Source organism: Streptomyces sp. NPDC090106 (genome assembly GCF_044747265.1).
Taxonomy (GTDB): domain Bacteria; phylum Actinomycetota; class Actinomycetes; order Streptomycetales; family Streptomycetaceae; genus Streptomyces.
On record NZ_JBIVDS010000001.1, the window covers coordinates 1,128,537 to 1,143,289 of the forward strand.

At 70.3% G+C, this 14,753-nt stretch carries 14 protein-coding genes; 6 read left to right on the plus strand and 8 right to left on the minus strand.

Annotation, left to right across the window (positions count from 1 at the left end):
• The first annotated feature begins 232 nt into the window (after window positions 1-232).
• Window positions 233-1,078 carry a MaoC family dehydratase gene (locus tag ACIPSE_RS05045; protein ID WP_401657457.1) on the plus strand — a complete coding sequence of 282 codons (846 nt, stop codon included), beginning with the start codon at window positions 233-235 and terminating at the stop codon, window positions 1,076-1,078.
• 9 nt (window positions 1,079-1,087) lie between these two features.
• Here ACIPSE_RS05045 and ACIPSE_RS05050 read toward each other — a convergent pair whose 3' ends face one another.
• The 8 genes from ACIPSE_RS05050 to ACIPSE_RS05085 form a co-directional block, all read right to left on the minus strand.
• Window positions 1,088-1,732, minus strand: a complete 645-nt coding sequence (locus ACIPSE_RS05050) for a TetR/AcrR family transcriptional regulator (protein ID WP_401657459.1) — start codon at window positions 1,730-1,732, stop codon at window positions 1,088-1,090.
• Window positions 1,733-1,742: 10 nt separating this feature from the next.
• Window positions 1,743-2,042, minus strand: coding sequence for a DUF4229 domain-containing protein (locus ACIPSE_RS05055; RefSeq protein WP_401657461.1), 300 nt, complete (start codon window positions 2,040-2,042; stop codon window positions 1,743-1,745).
• A gap of 98 nt (window positions 2,043-2,140) precedes the next feature.
• Window positions 2,141-2,668 (minus strand): GNAT family N-acetyltransferase, encoded by a 528-nt coding sequence (locus ACIPSE_RS05060; RefSeq protein ID WP_401657463.1) that lies wholly within the window; start codon window positions 2,666-2,668, stop codon window positions 2,141-2,143.
• A gap of 4 nt (window positions 2,669-2,672) precedes the next feature.
• Window positions 2,673-3,836: an aminofutalosine synthase MqnE gene (mqnE, locus tag ACIPSE_RS05065; protein ID WP_401657465.1), complete on the minus strand. Its 1,164-nt coding sequence runs from the start codon at window positions 3,834-3,836 to the stop codon at window positions 2,673-2,675.
• A gap of 53 nt (window positions 3,837-3,889) precedes the next feature.
• Entirely contained in the window at window positions 3,890-4,345 is a 456-nt protein-coding gene (locus ACIPSE_RS05070) for an Lrp/AsnC family transcriptional regulator (RefSeq protein ID WP_401657467.1), read from the minus strand.
• A gap of 58 nt (window positions 4,346-4,403) precedes the next feature.
• Entirely contained in the window at window positions 4,404-5,075 is a 672-nt protein-coding gene (locus ACIPSE_RS05075) for a UbiX family flavin prenyltransferase (protein ID WP_401657469.1), read from the minus strand.
• A 107-nt stretch (window positions 5,076-5,182) separates the two neighbouring features.
• A complete protein-coding gene (gene mqnP, locus ACIPSE_RS05080; protein ID WP_401657471.1) occupies window positions 5,183-6,085 on the minus strand; it encodes a menaquinone biosynthesis prenyltransferase MqnP in 903 nt (300 codons plus the stop codon).
• Window positions 6,082-7,539 (minus strand): menaquinone biosynthesis decarboxylase, encoded by a 1,458-nt coding sequence (locus ACIPSE_RS05085; RefSeq protein WP_401657473.1) that lies wholly within the window; start codon window positions 7,537-7,539, stop codon window positions 6,082-6,084. The genes mqnP and ACIPSE_RS05085 overlap by 4 nt, the downstream gene beginning before the upstream one ends.
• A gap of 96 nt (window positions 7,540-7,635) precedes the next feature.
• On the opposite strand from ACIPSE_RS05085, the gene ACIPSE_RS05090 reads away from it, so the two are divergent.
• From ACIPSE_RS05090 to ACIPSE_RS05110, 5 genes are all read left to right on the plus strand, one after another.
• Entirely contained in the window at window positions 7,636-8,025 is a 390-nt protein-coding gene (locus tag ACIPSE_RS05090) for a PLD nuclease N-terminal domain-containing protein (RefSeq protein ID WP_401657475.1), read from the plus strand.
• A 112-nt stretch (window positions 8,026-8,137) separates the two neighbouring features.
• The gene (locus ACIPSE_RS05095) at window positions 8,138-9,559 is read left to right on the plus strand and encodes a purine-cytosine permease family protein (RefSeq protein WP_401657477.1); all 1,422 of its coding nucleotides are present in this window, start codon (window positions 8,138-8,140) and stop codon (window positions 9,557-9,559) included.
• Window positions 9,560-9,668: 109 nt separating this feature from the next.
• Window positions 9,669-11,348, plus strand: a complete 1,680-nt coding sequence (aspT, locus tag ACIPSE_RS05100; protein ID WP_401657479.1) for an aspartate-alanine antiporter — start codon at window positions 9,669-9,671, stop codon at window positions 11,346-11,348.
• Window positions 11,349-11,369: 21 nt separating this feature from the next.
• A complete protein-coding gene (gene aspT / locus ACIPSE_RS05105; protein ID WP_401657481.1) occupies window positions 11,370-13,073 on the plus strand; it encodes an aspartate-alanine antiporter in 1,704 nt (567 codons plus the stop codon).
• A gap of 24 nt (window positions 13,074-13,097) precedes the next feature.
• Complete coding sequence (locus ACIPSE_RS05110; RefSeq protein WP_401657483.1) at window positions 13,098-14,750, plus strand: bifunctional aspartate transaminase/aspartate 4-decarboxylase; 1,653 nt, start codon at window positions 13,098-13,100, stop codon at window positions 14,748-14,750.
• The last annotated feature ends 3 nt before the right edge of the window (window positions 14,751-14,753 follow it).

Consider the following 14,753-nt stretch of genomic DNA (forward strand, 5'->3'; position numbering starts at 1 on the left):
GTGGGGTGTGGGGTTACCGGCGGTTCAGACCGGAGATCCTAGGAGGCGCAGGTGGCGGGCTTGTGAGGGTTCGGGGAGGTTCCCGGGCCAGGTCTGTGCAGCATTCAACTTAAAGTGAGCCTTTGTCAGCTATGCGTGCACGAGGGGGTCTTGCGTCCATGACGTTGCCTTACCTACGGTAACCTTACTTCGGAGTAAGAAACAGGGGCAGGACGACCGTACGGGGGATCGCATGACCGTCATCCTGAGCCGACCCCCCGCCCTCGGGCCGCTGCTGGCGCGCGGAGCCCTGCGTTCCCCGGCCAAACGGCCCCGCCCGGACGCCCCGTTCCCCCGCACCCGGCTGGTGCTGCCCGCGCTGCGGATCGACCTCGCGCGACTGGCCGCCTACGAGCGGGTGTGCGGCTTCGCGACCGGCGACGACGCGCTGCCGGTCACCTACCCGCATGTGCTCGGCTTCCCGCTGGCCATGCGGCTGATGAGCGACCGGGACTTCCCGCTGCCGCTGCTGGGCCTGGTCCACACGTCCCTCTCCCTCACCCGCCACCGCTCCCTGCCGGCCACCGGCGAACCGTACGAACTCACCGTGTACGTCGACGGGTTGGCACCGCACCGGCGCGGCACCGAGGCGGCGGTCGTCACCGAGGTACGGGCCGCCGGGGAGGTCCTGTGGGAGTCGACGAGCACCTACCTGGCCCGCCACCGCACCGCACCGCCGCGGACGCGGCCGTCCGCCCGTGACCGCGCCGACGACCGGCCCCCGCTCCCGGCCCTCGCCGAATGGCGCCTGGCCGGGGACATCGGCCGCCGCTACGCCGGTGCGTCCGGCGACCGCAACCCCATCCATCTGCACCCGCTCACGGCCCGCCTCTTCGGCTTCCCCCGCGCGATCGCGCACGGCATGTGGACCGCGGCCCGCTGCCTGGCCGCCCACGGCACCCCCGAAACCACCCTGGTCCGGGCGGAGTTCAGATCCCCGGTGCTCCTCCCGGAGACGGTGACCTACGCGGCGTCCGGGAACCGCTTCGAACTGCGCGGCACCGAGGGCCGCCTCCACCTCACCGGCACGGTCGACTGACGGAACCGGTCAGCCGGCCGGCGCCGCCCAGGGCCGGCCCTCCATGAGGTCCCCGAGCCCGGCCCACGCGAAGTTCATCAACGTCGCCGCCGCCTGCCGGGCGGTGACCCCGGGAGTGGCGTTCGCCCAGGCGGCGAGCGACTCGGCGGCGCCGACCAGCGCCACGGCCAGCCCGGCGACCTCGCCCTCGCCGAGGTCCGGGTCCCGGTGCGCCTCACGGGCGGCGACGGCGATCAGCTGGGTCACGAACACCACGATCTCGTCCCGCATCGCGGACACCTCCGCCGCGAACGTCTCCCCGTGTATCCGCGCCTGGAGATGCAGCACCGACCAGCCGTCCGGATGGCGCGCGGTGTGCGTGAAGAACGCCAGCAGCCCGTCCCAGAGCTGACGGTCCGCGGGCTCCTCCGAGCGCACCCCGGCCCGGATGGAGTCCGTCAGCGCACGCGCCTCACGGCGGATGCACGCGACGAAGAGATCGTCCTTGGAATGGAGATACAGGTACACCAACGGCTTGGACACACCCGCGACTTCGGCGATCTCGTCCATCGACGCGGCCATGTACCCCCGCCGCCCGAAGATCCGCACGGCGGCGTCGAGCATCTGCTGCTCACGGACGGCCCGCGGCATCCGCTTGGTCTTCACGGCACCCATGAGGGCTAGGTTATGACGTCTGCCCCTGCGCCCGGGCCGCGTCGTCCGCGCCGTCCTCCTGGTTGCGGTTGGCCTCCAGGTTGGCCTTCATGCGGTCGACGCGGTCGGCGACCTGGACGGAGGCCCGGTCGCGCTCCTTGCGCAGGGCGACGAAGCTGATGGGCGCGGAGATCACCAGCGCGAGCAGGACGATCCACATGCCGTTGGAGTCACCGAGGCCGCGCGGGAGAGCGCCGAAGTAGACGAGCGCCCAGACGACCACGAGGCAGCCCACCAGGATCCCGAGGCGCTTCAGTGTGTAGCGGAGCATCTCAATCCACTCTTCCGATCAAAAAGGGCAACTCGAAACAGGCGTCTTCCAGTGAAGCACGCCGGGCGGCCGGTCCCGCAGGGGGGTCCCGGGCGCCCTCAGGCCAGCGGCAGCAGCAGGTGGATGTCGTCGCGGTCGTCGCCGGGGGCGACCCGGATCGCGCCGGGGATCCGGCCGACCTCCTTGTAGCCGCAGGAGGCGTAGAAGTCCTCCAGGCCGCTCCCGCCGCGGCAGGTGAGGCGGATCGCCTCGATGCCGTCGAGGGAGTGCGTCGCGTGCCAGGCGGCCGAGGCCAGCAGGTCACGGCCGTAGCCGCGGCCCTGGTGCCGGGGGTGGACCATCACCGTGTAGAGCCACACCCAGTGCCGCATCAGACGGTGGGTGTTGTGGGCGACGAACGCGGTCGCGGCGACGGCGCCCGCCTCGTCACGGCCCACGAGCAGCCGGGTACGGCCCTCCGCCATCGCCACGAGGTGCTTCACCAGCTCGGGCCGTATCTCCTCGGGCGTCACCGGCGGTACGAAGCCGACGGAGCCGCCCGCGTTGGAGACGTCGGCCCACAGGGCGAGCACCTCGTCGCGGAGGGCGGGCGAGACCGCCGGGTCCAGTTCGAAGGACAGGGTCACCGCGTCACACCCGCATCGGCTGCGGCGACTCGCGCCGGCCCGCGTCGGGGCCGTCGTACTCGCGGATGATCTCGTACCGCGTGTTCCGTTCGACCGGGCGGAAGCCGGCGTCGCGGATGAGGTCCAGGAGGTCCTCGCGGGTCAGCTTGTTGGGGGTGCCGTAGTTGTCGGCGTCATGGGTGATCTTGTACTCGACGACCGAGCCGTCCATGTCGTCCGCGCCGTGCTGGAGGGCCAGCTGCGCGGTCTGGACGCCGTGCATCACCCAGAAGACCTTGACGTGCGGGACGTTGTCGAACAGCAGGCGGGAGACCGCGAAGGTCTTCAGGGACTCGGCGCCGGTCGCCATCTGCGTCCGCTCCTGGAGGCGGTTGCGGACCTTGCCGTCCTTCATGTCGACGAAGTCGTGCTGGTAGCGCAGCGGGATGAAGACCTGGAAGCCGCCGGTCTCGTCCTGGAGTTCACGCAGCCGCAGGACGTGGTCGACGCGGTGGCGGGGCTCCTCGATGTGGCCGTAGAGCATCGTGGCGGGGGTCTTCAGCCCCTTCTCGTGCGCCAGGCGGTGGATGCGGGACCAGTCCTCCCAGTGCGTGCGGTGGTCCACGATGTGCTGACGGACCTCCCAGTCGAAGATCTCCGCGCCGCCGCCGGTCAGCGACTCCAGGCCCGCGTCGATCAGCTCGTCGAGGATCTCGGAGGCCGACAGGCCGCTGATCGTCTCGAAGTGGTGGATCTCCGTGGCGGTGAAGGCCTTCAGGGAGACGTCCGGGAGCGCCGCCTTCAGCTCGCGCAGCGACCGCGGGTAGTAGCGCCACGGCAGGTTCGGGTGCAGCCCGTTGACGATGTGCAGCTCGGTGAGGTTCTCCGCCTCCATCGACTTGGCGAGCTTCACCGCCTCCTCGATGCGCATCGTGTACGCGTCCTTCTCCCCCGGCTTGCGCTGGAAGGAGCAGTAGGCGCAGGACGCCGTGCACACGTTGGTCATGTTGAGGTGCCGGTTGACGTTGAAGTGGACCACGTCGCCGTTCTTGCGGGTGCGCACCTCGTGGGCGAGTCCGCCGAGCCAGGCGAGGTCGTCCGACTCGTACAGCGCGACGCCGTCCTCGCGGGTCAGCCGCTCACCGGCCGCGACCTTCTGTTCCAGCTCGCGCTTGAGTCCGACGTCCATACCGCTCCCTCGACCTTTCCACGACAGTCCCGACCCACCGTACTGCCCCGCTGCTACACCTCTTCGGGCAGCTCACCCACGCGGTTCTCCCACTTCGTGGAGAGCACGATGGTGGTACGGGTGCGGGAGACGCCCTTGGTGCCGCTGAGCCGGCGGATGGTCTTCTCCAGCCCGTCGACGTCGGGCGCCCGCACCTTCAGCATGTAGGAGTCGTCGCCGGCGATGAACCAGCAGTCCTCGATCTCCGAGAGGTCCTTCAGCCGGGCGGCCACGTCCTCGTGGTCGACGGCGTCCGAGAGCGAGATGCCGATCAGGGCGGTGACGCCGAGACCGAGCGAGGCGGCGTCGACGGTGGCGCGGTAGCCGGTGATGACCCCCGCCGCCTCCAGCCGGTTGATCCGGTCGGTGACGCTCGGCCCCGACAGTCCGACGAGGCGTCCCAGCTCCGCGTAGGAGGCCCGGCCGTTCTCCCGCAGAGCCTGGATGAGCTGCCTGTCCACCGCGTCCATGCGATTCGAAGCCTTCCGCTGAAGAGGATTACGTGAGAGGGGTGGTGCTGGGTGCCGCTCAGGTGGTGCGCGCGCCGCCGAGGTCGCCCTTCCAGCGGCGGTAGAGCCCGTGCGGCACACCCGCCGCGTCGAGGACCCGTCCGGCGACGAAGTCCACCAGGTCCTGGATGTGGGTGGCCCCGGCGTAGAAGGCGGGCGACGCGGGGACGACGCTCGCGCCGTGGTCGTCGAGGGTGACGAGGTGCCGCAGCGTCTGCCCGTTCAAGGGGGTCTCCCGTACGGCGACGACGAGCCTGCGGCGTTCCTTGAGCGTCACCGCCGCGGTGCGCTGGAGCAGGTCCTTGGAGAGCCCGAGGGCGACCCCGGCGACGCAGGCGGTGGAGGCGGGGACGATGAGCATGCCCTTGCTGGGATACGACCCGGACGACGGGCCCGCCGCCAGGTCCCCGGCGTTCCAGTAGCGCATCCGCGCGAGGTCGACGTCGAAGGTCCCCGGTTTGCCGTCGGCGCCGCGGCTCAGCCATTGCCCCAGGTCGTCCCGCCAGTGCGCGTCCCGGAAGGAGATCCCGGTCTCGTCCAGGAGGGTCAGCCGCGACGCCCTGCTGACGACCAGGTCGACGTCCTGCCCGGCCTCCAGCAGGCCCCGCAGCACAGCAGCCGCGTATGGCGTCCCGGATGCTCCGGACACCCCCACGATCCAAGGCGCGCGCTGCGTTTCTCCTGCGTTCACATCTTGAGCGTACCGGCGGAACGAAACGTACTCAGGACCGGGCGCCCCACGCACACACCCGCGCCCTCCGGCGGAAGGCCGCTCCGGCCCCGGAGCGGCCCCCCGCGTCAGACCGTCAGCCCCCGCACCAGCAGGTCCAGCAGCGCGCACACGAACAGGGCGATGCCGATGAACCCGTTGACGCTGAAGAACGCGCGGTTCAGGCGGGAGAGGTCGTGCGGGCGGACGATGTTGTGCTCGTACACGAACGCGCCCGCGACGATCATCAGGCCGAACCAGAGGAAGAAACCGGCGTCGGTGGCGACGGCGTACCAGATGAACAGGGCCATCACGAGGGTGTGGCAGACGCGGGCGCCCCAGATGGCGGCCGGGATGCCGAAGCGCGCGGGGACGGACATGACGCCGATCTCGCGGTCCGTCTCGACGTCCTGGCAGGCGTAGATGAGGTCGAAGCCGCCGATCCAGATGCCCACCGCGAGGCCGAGGATCACCGCGTCCCAGGACCACTCGCCGGTGATGGCGAGCCAGCCGCCGACCGGGCCCATGGCCTGGGCGAGGCCGAGGATGGCCTGCGGGAAGTTCGTGAACCGCTTGCCGTACGGGTAGACGACCATCGGGATCACGGCGACGGGCGCGAGCGCCAGGCACAGCGGGTTGAGCAGGGCGGCCGAGCCGAGGAAGATCACGACGGCGACGAGCGCGCCGGTCCAGGCGTGCCGCACGGACATCGCGCCGGTGACCAGTTCGCGCTGGGCCGTCCGGGGGTTCCGCGCGTCGATCTCGCGGTCGATGATCCGGTTGACGGCCATCGCGAAGGTGCGCAGCCCGACCATGCAGATCGTCACCAGGAGCAGTTCGCCCCAGTGGATGTTCCGGTCCGTCTGGAACATGGCGGTGAGCGCGGCGATGTACGCGAAGGGCAGCGCGAACACCGAGTGCTCGATCATCACCAGTCGGAGGAATGCCTTCGTACGTCCCGGCTGGGGGATCGCGGCAGACGCTGAGCTCACAGTCCGTATTCCTTCCACCGGCGGTCCACCTTCGCCGCCGTCTCCGGGTCCGGCAGGACCATGTCCGGCCACCCGCCGTCGCGTGTGTAGCCCTCCTCGGGCCACTTCTTCGTCGCGTCGATGCCCGCCTTGCCGCCCCAGAACTGCTGGTAGGAGGCGTGGTCGAGATGGTCCACGGGACCTTCCACGACGCTCAGGTCACGCGCGTAGTCCGTGTTGCCGAGCGCCCGCCACGCGACCTCGTGCAGATCGTGGACGTCGCAGTCGGAGTCCACGATCACGATCAGTTTGGTCAGCGACATCATGTGGGCGCCCCACACAGCATGCATCACCTTTTGGGCGTGCTTGGGGTATTTCTTGTCGATCGAGATGATCGCGCAGTTGTGGAATCCGCCCGATTCGGGCAGGTGGTAGTCCACGATGTCCGGCACGATGATCTTCAGCAGCGGCAGGAAGAATCGCTCCGTCGCCCGCCCCAGCGGTCCGTCCTCCGTCGGAGGGCGGCCTACGACGATCGACTGGAGCAGCGGACGCCGCCGCATGGTGATCGTGTCGATCCTCAGCGCCGGGAACGGCTCCTGCGGGGTGTAGAAGCCGGTGTGGTCGCCGAAGGGCCCCTCCGGCAGCATCTCGCCGGGCTCCAGCCAGCCCTCGATGACCACTTCCGCCTGCGCGGGCACCTGCAACGGCACCGACTTGCAGTCGACCATCTCGATCCGCTTGCCCGCGATGAACCCCGCGAACAGGTACTCGTCGATGTCACCGGGCAGCGGGGCCGTCGAGGCGTACGTGACGGCGGGCGGGCAGCCGAAGGCGATGGCGACCGGCAGCCGTTCACCGCGCCGGGCCGCGACCTGGTAGTGGTTGCGGCTGTCCTTGTGGATCTGCCAGTGCATCCCGATGGTGCGCTTGTCGTGCCGCTGGAGCCGGTACAGGCCCAGGTTGCGGATGCCGCTCTCGGGGTCCTTGGTGTGCGTGAGCCCCAGGTTGAAGAAGGAGCCGCCGTCCTGCGGCCAGGTGAACAGCGCGGGCAGCAGGTCCAGGTCGACGTCGTCCCCGGTGAGCACGACCTCCTGCACCGGCGCGTCCCCGGACTTCACCTTCTTCGGCGGCACGTGCGCCATCGCGCCGAGCTTACCGAAGGCCTCCCGCACACCCACGAACCCGTACGGCAGCTCGGGCCGCAGCAGCCCGCCGATCTTGTCGCTGATCTCGCCGTACGACTTCAGGCCGAGGGCCTTCAGCAGCCGCCGGTCGGTGCCGAAGACGTTCATCGCGAGGGGCATGGAGCTGCCCTTCACGTTCTCGAAGAGGAGCGCGGGGCCGCCGGACTTCTGGACGCGGTCGACGATCTCCCCGACCTCCAGGTACGGGTCGACCTCGGCCTTGACGCGCTTGAGGTCACCCTCGCGCTCCAGGGCCCTGAGCAGGGAGCGAAGATCGTCGTAAGCCATGCGGTCAAGTATCCCCGAGCGGCTACCCTGGCCCTGAACCCGGGGGCCGTGCCGCCGGGCCGACGACCGATTCGGACCGTTCCGCTGGAGGGGCCCATGCTCCGGGTGCTCATGTTCCTCGTGCCGCTGGCGCTGAGCGTGTACACGTTCATCGACTGCATCAGCACCCGGGACGAGGACATCCGCCACATGCCGAAGCCGCTGTGGGCGATCCTCGTCCTGCTGTTCCCGCTGGTCGGCTCGGTCTCCTGGCTGATCGCCGGCAAGAAGCGCAGTCCCGCCGCCGAGGGCTGGTCCGGGGTACGGGACCGGGGCCGGACCCAGTGGGTCGCCCCGGACGACAACCCCGAGTTCCTGAAGTCCCTGGGCGAGGACAGGCCCACGGACAGGCCCAAGGACCAGGACGGCGGCAAGGAGTCCGGGCGGGACGCCGAGAAGGAGCCCGAGCGGGACGCCGAGAAGGACGAGGACCCCAAGGACCGCTGACGGGGCGGGCACCGGCGGGGGCCGGTGCGTGCAGGTTGTACGCCGGTGGGGCTTCCGGTACGGACATCGCGTCCCTGCCGGGCGGACCGTACGGTCCGGACACTAACGACGTATGACGACTGCCACCACGGCCTCCACGGCCGCCCCCGAGTACGGGGACAAGGTCATCGCCGTAGAGACGGCCGGCGCGGAGCCGATCCCCGACGCCGAACGCCACGGCGGCCCGCTTCAGCTGCTGTGGACGTGGGCGTCCCCCAACATCGAGTTCGCGACGGTGTACATCGGCGTGATCTCGGTGCTGTTCTTCGGGCTGAGCTTCTGGCAGGCGACGGCCGCGCTGCTGCTCGGCACGGCGCTGGGCGCGGTGACGCAGGGCGTGCTGTCGCTGGACGGCCCCCGGTTCGGCGTCCCGCAGATGGCGATCGGCCGGCTGGCCTTCGGCTACCGGGGCAACGTGCTGCCGTCCGGGGTCAACGCGCTGGTCGCGGGCGTGGGCTGGTTCGCGGTGAACAGTGTGAGCGCGGCGTTCGCGCTGAACACGCTGACCGGGCTGCGCCCGTTGCCGTCCCTGCTGCTGGTGGTCGCGGCGGAGATCGTGATCGGGTTCATCGGTCACAACTTCGTCCACGCCTTCGAGCGGTACGCGTTCCCGGCACTGGCGGTGATCTTCCTGCTGGCCGGGGTGTGGACCTTCCAGGAGGCCGACCTGGGCGGCGCCGCGGGCGCGGGCGGCGGCATCGGCGGCTTCCTGCTCGCCTTCAGCACGGCGTGGGGGTACGCGGCGGGCTGGAACCCGGGCGCCTCGGACTACTCCCGCTACCTCCCGCGCACGGCGAGCCGGCTGAAGACGGCCGTGTACCCGGCGGTGGGTCTGTTCGTGTCCGTCGCGGTCGTCTCGGTGATCGGCGCGGCCTCGGCGACGATCGCCGCCCCGGCGGACGCGACCCCGACGGCGGCCTTCACGGGCCATCTCCCCAGCTGGCTCGCGCACTTGGTGCTGCTGGCCATCATCCTGGGCGCGGTCTCGGCGAACGCGCTGAACGTGTACTCGTCGGCCATGTCGATCACCTCGCTCGGTCTGAAGCTGCCGACGTGGCTCGGGCGGGGCGCGATCGTCGTACTGTGCGGGCTGGCGGGCACGGGGGCCGCGTGGGCCTCGCTCGCGGACGCGGGGCACGCGTACGAGGCGTTCCTGCTGGTGATCGCCTACTGGGTGGGGCCGTGGCTCGGCGTGGTCCTGGTCGAGCGGTGGCTGCGGGTACGGACACCGGCACCGGAGCTCGCGGGCCGGCTCGGCGACCCGGCGTTCTCCAACTGGCCGGGGGTGGCGGCCCTGTTGACCGGCGTCGCGGTGTCGGTGCCGCTCTTCTCCAACCAGGAGCGGTACGTGGGCTGGGTGCCGGAGCGGTGGGCGTCCTTCGGTGACGTCACCTGCCTGGTGGGATTCGCGGTGAGCGCGGGACTGTACGCGGCGCTGCGAGGGAGGCGCCGCCGGTCCCCGGACGCCCCGGACGCCTCTGCCGCCTCGGTCTGAGCGGGGCACCAGGGGGACGCGGCAGCGGCGGCGACGCTTCGCCGCCGTGTCTCACCTGATCGGACCTCATGGCTGGTGACCTGCGGCGACGCCTCCGAGGATCGGCAGCATGGGCGTCATCAAGGATCATCCGGAGCTGGCGCTGTTCCTGTGTCTGGCCGCCGGCCATCTGCTCGGCAGGCTCCGCGTCGGTCCGATCACCCTCGGCGGCATCGCCGGAACACTGATCGTGGCGCTGGCCCTGGGCGCGTGGACCGAGGCCCAGGTGTCCGACGACGTGAAGACCGTGTTCTTCGCGCTGTTCATCTTCGCCCTCGGATACATGGGCGGGCCGCAGTTCTTCGCCAACCTCAACCGCAGGGGCCTGCGGTTCGGCGTCCTGTGCCTGATCGAGCTCGTCTGCGTCCTGGGCCTCGCCTACGGCCTGGCCCGCGCCTTCGACCTGGACGTCGGCACCGCCTCCGGCATCCTCGCGGGCGCCGCCACCGAGTCCGCGGTCGTCGGTACGGCGACGGAGGCCATCGGGAAGCTGCCGGGGCTGAGCGGCGAGCAGATCAGCGCCTACCAGGGGAACGTGGCGACCGCCTACACGGTCTGCTACCTGTTCGGGCTCATCACGATCGTGCTGTACAGCAGCCAGATCATGCCGATGCTCCTCCGCTTCGACCTGCGCGAGGAGTCCCGCAGGCTGTGGGAGAGGATGCGCGGCGGCGCCGGCGGGCTGGAGAGCGACGAGCAGCAGTCGCTGCCGGGTCTGGTCGGCCGGACGTATCTGGTGACCGCCGGCGACGGCATGACCGTACGGCGGCTCCAGGAGGCCGCCCACGGACTGGTCACCGTCGAGGCCGTCAAGCGGGGCAGCCGGCTGCTCACGCCCTCCGACGACCTCGCACTCACCCTCTCCGACCTGGTGCTGGTCGTCGGGCGGCGCGCGCAGGTGCTGGACGCCGGACGGCACCTGGGCCCCGAGACACCCGGCATCCCCGGGGTCGACGCGCCGCTGGCCACCCGGCAGGTCGCCGTCACCGAGAAGGGCACCGACGGGCTCACCATCGACCGGATGCGCGGCGAGCACCCGGAGTTCACCCGGTCCGGTGTCTACATCACCGAGGTGCTGCGCAACGACCAGCACCTGCCCGCGACGGGCGAGACGACCCTGCACCGGGGGGACGTCCTCACCCTGGTCGGCGCCCGGTCCGGCCTCGACCGGCTGACCCGGAAGATCGGCGCCGTCGTCAGGAACGACGCCACGGACTTCATCTATCTCGGGCTGGGGATCGTCGCGGGGTCGCTGCTGGGCCAGGTGGTCGTGCACCTGGGCGACATCCCGCTGTCGCTGGGCACCGGCGGCGGCTGTCTGATCTCCGGCCTGGTCTTCGGCTGGCTGCGCTCCCGCCGGCAGACCTTCGGTGCCTTCCCGCCCCAGGCCGCGACCACGCTCAAGGACATGGGGCTCGCCGTCTTCATCGCCTGCACGGGCCTGACCTCGGGGCCGCAGGCCGGGCCGCTGCTGAAGGAGCACGGGGCGCTGCTGCCGGTCGCGGGCGTCCTCATGGTCCTCGTCCCGGCGACGCTCTCCCTCGTGGTCGGGCTGAAGCTGCTGAGGATCGAGAAGCCGCTGCTGGTCGGCGCGATCGCCGGGCAGCAGTGCTCGACCCCGGCCATCACGGCGATCAGCCAGGTCGCCCGGTCCACGGTGCCGCTGCTCGGCTACACGATCACCTACACGATCTCCAACTTCCTCCTCCCGCTGACCGGGCCGGTCCTCGTCGGCGTCCTCGGGTCCTGAACCCCCGGAAAGGGCCTGTCCGTGATCGACTTCCTCAACCGGAACATCTTCGAACCCCACCCCGAGCTGCTGGTGTTCATCACCGTCGCCCTCGGCTTCCTCGTCGGGAGGATCCGCTACAAGGCGATCGCGCTCGGCGCGGTCACCGGCTGTCTGGTCGTCGGCCTCTTCCTCGGCGCGCAGTTCAAGGTCGAGATCGACGACACGGTGAAGAGCCTGTTCTTCATCATGTTCCTGTTCGCCCTCGGGTACCGGGTCGGGCCGCAGTTCTTCCGCGGACTGCGCAAGGACGGCCTGCCGCAGGTGGTCAACGCCGTCGTCGTCTGTGTGACCGGTCTGCTGGTGTGCTGGGGCTTCGCCGCGATGCTCGGCTACGGGCCGGGGCTCTCCGCCGGCCTGCTCGGCGGGGCGCTCACCCAGTCCGCCGTCATCGGTGTCGCCCAGGACGCCATCGCCACCCTGCCCGGCTACAGCGCGGCCCGGTTGAAGAGCGAGGAGAACCTGGTCCCGGTCGCCTACGCGGTGACGTACCCGCTGGGCACCATCCTGTGCGCGCTGCTGCTGGCCAGTGTGCTGCCCCGGCTGTACCGGCGGGACCTGGCCGCGGAGAGCGCCGCGCTCGCCAAGGAGCTGGACTCGCCGGACGAGGACCCCGACCTGGGCGAGGGCTACTACGAGGTCGTCCTGCGGGCCTACACGGTGCAGCGGCCCGACCTGGTGGGCCGGAGCATCGACGACTTCGAGAACCAGCAGAAGGAACTGGGCCGGCGCGTCTACCTCACGCAGGTCCGGCGCGAGGGCACGGTCCTCGGCCACTCGCAGGCCACCACCCTGCGCGAGGGAGACGTGGTCGCCGTGTCCGCGCTCCGCCACGACCTGGTCGCCTTCGACGCCCGCACCCACATCGGCGCGGAGACCGACGACGTCGAACTCCTCGGCTACCAGACGGAGTCGATGCATGTCGTCGCCTCCGAGAAGGCCCACCTGGGCAAGTCGGTCGCGGAGCTGCGCCGCGAGCCGTTCATGGTCGGGGTGTACGTCGACAAGCTGTACCGCTCCGGGGCGGAGTTCCCGTACCGGCTCTCGACCCGGCTGGAGCGCGGGGACACGCTCGTCCTGTCCGGGCCCAGACGTCTGGTCGACCCGGCCGCGCGGGAACTCGGCAAGCCGGTGCCGACGAGCTTCGCGACGGACATGACCTGGGTCGGCCTCGGCATCTTCCTGGGCGGCTGCATCGGCATCCCCGCGCTGACCGTCTCCGGTGCCCCGATCTCCCTGTCCACCTCGGGCGGCGCCCTGATCATGGGCCTGGTCTTCGGCTGGATCCGCGGCAAGTACCCGACGTACGGCAATGTGCCGCCCGGCGCCCAGTGGTTCATGGACACGCTGGGGCTGTGCCTGTTCGTGGCCGTCGTGGGCATCAACGCGGGCCCCAGCTTCACCTCCGGTCTGTCCCAGGCGGGTTGGGGGCTGCTGCTGTGGGGCGCGGTCGCCACGGTGCTGCCGCTGATCGTCGGGTTCCTGTACGGCCACTACGTCCAGAAGATCCGCTTCCCGATCCTGATGGGCGTCCTGGCAGGCGGGCAGACCACCACGGCCGCCATCGGCGCGATCAACGAGTCCTCCAGGTCCCAGATCCCGACGCTCGGTTACACCATCCCGTACGCCGTCGGAAACGTGCTCCTGACCATCTGGGGCGCGGTCATCGTCCTCATCCACCACTGACCTCCGCCGAGGAGCCCCGACACCATGCCCGAAACCTCTTTCTCCCGCGAGGAGATCCAGTCCCTCGCCCAGCTGTCCCCCTTCGAGCTGAAGGACAGGTTCATCCGGCTCGCCCAGGCCGTGCAGGCCGACAAGCCGGGCCAGAAGGGCAAGTCCAGCGTCCAGATGCTCAACGCGGGCCGCGGCAACCCCAACTGGGTGGCGACCGGACCGCGCGAGGCGTTCTACGCGCTCGGCTACTTCGCGCTCGCCGAGTCCCGCCGGGTGTGGACCGCGGACAACCTCGGCGGGATGCCCGAACTCCCGGGCTGCGGCGAACGGTTCGACCTCTTCGTGCGGCAGCATCCGGATCTGCCGGGGGTGCCGCTGCTGGAGAAGTGCGTGGCGTACGCGCTGGAGCGGTTCGGCTTCGACAAGGACGCCTTCGTCCATGAGCTGACGGACTCCGTCACCGCCGACAACTACCCGGTGCCGGACCGCATGCTGGCCCACGCCGAGCAGGTCGTCCGGGCCTACGTGGGCGACGAGCTGTACGACCGGCGTCCCCCGGAGGGCAACGAGCTGAGCCTGTTCGCCACCGAGGGCGGCACCGCGGCGATGTGCTACATCTTCGACTCCCTGATGAAGAACGGGCTGCTGCACAGGGGCGACCGCATCGCGCTGATGGTCCCGGTCTTCACGCCGTACATCGAGATCCCCGAACTCGACACGTACGAGTTCGACGTCGTCCACGTCAACGCGAGTCTGTTCACCGAGGTCGGGGTGCGGGAGTGGCGCTATCCGGCCGAGGAGGTCGCCAAGCTGGCGGACCCCTCGGTGAAGCTGGTGTGCCTGGTCAACCCGTCCAACCCGCCCTCGCTGGCGCTCAGCGAGCGGGTCACGGAGCAGATCAAGGACATCGTCGCGACGCGGAACCCCAACCTGCTGATCGTCACGGACGACGTCTACGGCACCTTCGTGGAGAACTTCCGCTCGATCGCCGCGGACCTCCCCCGCAACACCCTGCTCGTCTACTCCTACTCCAAGCACTACGGCGCGACCGGCTGGCGGCTGGGCGTCATCGGGCTGCACGACGACAACGTCGTCGACGAGATGATCGCGAACCTCCCGCAGGCGGAGAAGGACCGGCTGAGCAGGCGGTACGGGACGCTGACCCTGGAGCCGGAGCGGATCAGGTTCATCGACCGGCTGGTAGCGGACTCCCGGCAGGTGGCCCTCAACCACACCGCGGGGCTGTCGCTGCCCCAGCAGGTGATGATGACGCTCTTCTCCCTCTTCGACCTGCTGGAGGAGGGGCAGGCCTACAAGCTCAAGGTCCGCTCGATCGTCCAGCAGCGCCTGGACCTGCTCCTCGAAGGCGCCCGTATGAAGATCGCGGACGATCCGCGCCGGGCCGGCTACTACATCGAGCTGGACCTGCTCGCCGAGGCCGAACGCGTCCACGGCAAGGACTTCGCCGCCTTCCTGGAGAAGACCTACGAGCCGATCGACCCCTTGTTCCGGCTGGCCGAGCAGACCCATGTGGTGCTGCTCAACGGCGGCGGCTTCGACGGCCCGCAATGGTCCGTCCGCGTCTCCCTCGCCAACCTCGACGACCTGGACTACCTGAAGATCGGCCACCATCTCCGCCGGATCTTCGACGACTACGCGGAGGAATGGCGCGCGACGAAGGGCTAGCCG

Excerpts from the sequence above, each read along its gene's own strand:
- ACIPSE_RS05045 (WP_401657457.1), top strand. The coding sequence starts at position 233 with ATGACCGTCATCCTGAGCCGACCCCCCGCCCTCGGGCCGCTGCTGGCG.
- ACIPSE_RS05050 (WP_401657459.1), bottom strand. The coding sequence starts at position 1,732 with ATGGGTGCCGTGAAGACCAAGCGGATGCCGCGGGCCGTCCGTGAGCAG.
- ACIPSE_RS05055 (WP_401657461.1), bottom strand. The coding sequence starts at position 2,042 with ATGCTCCGCTACACACTGAAGCGCCTCGGGATCCTGGTGGGCTGCCTC.
- mqnE (WP_401657465.1), bottom strand. The coding sequence starts at position 3,836 with ATGGACGTCGGACTCAAGCGCGAGCTGGAACAGAAGGTCGCGGCCGGT.
- ACIPSE_RS05070 (WP_401657467.1), bottom strand. The coding sequence starts at position 4,345 with ATGGACGCGGTGGACAGGCAGCTCATCCAGGCTCTGCGGGAGAACGGC.
- ACIPSE_RS05085 (WP_401657473.1), bottom strand. The coding sequence starts at position 7,539 with ATGGCTTACGACGATCTTCGCTCCCTGCTCAGGGCCCTGGAGCGCGAG.
- ACIPSE_RS05090 (WP_401657475.1), top strand. The coding sequence starts at position 7,636 with ATGCTCCGGGTGCTCATGTTCCTCGTGCCGCTGGCGCTGAGCGTGTAC.
- ACIPSE_RS05095 (WP_401657477.1), top strand. The coding sequence starts at position 8,138 with ATGACGACTGCCACCACGGCCTCCACGGCCGCCCCCGAGTACGGGGAC.
- aspT (WP_401657479.1), top strand. The coding sequence starts at position 9,669 with ATGGGCGTCATCAAGGATCATCCGGAGCTGGCGCTGTTCCTGTGTCTG.
- ACIPSE_RS05110 (WP_401657483.1), top strand. The coding sequence starts at position 13,098 with ATGCCCGAAACCTCTTTCTCCCGCGAGGAGATCCAGTCCCTCGCCCAG.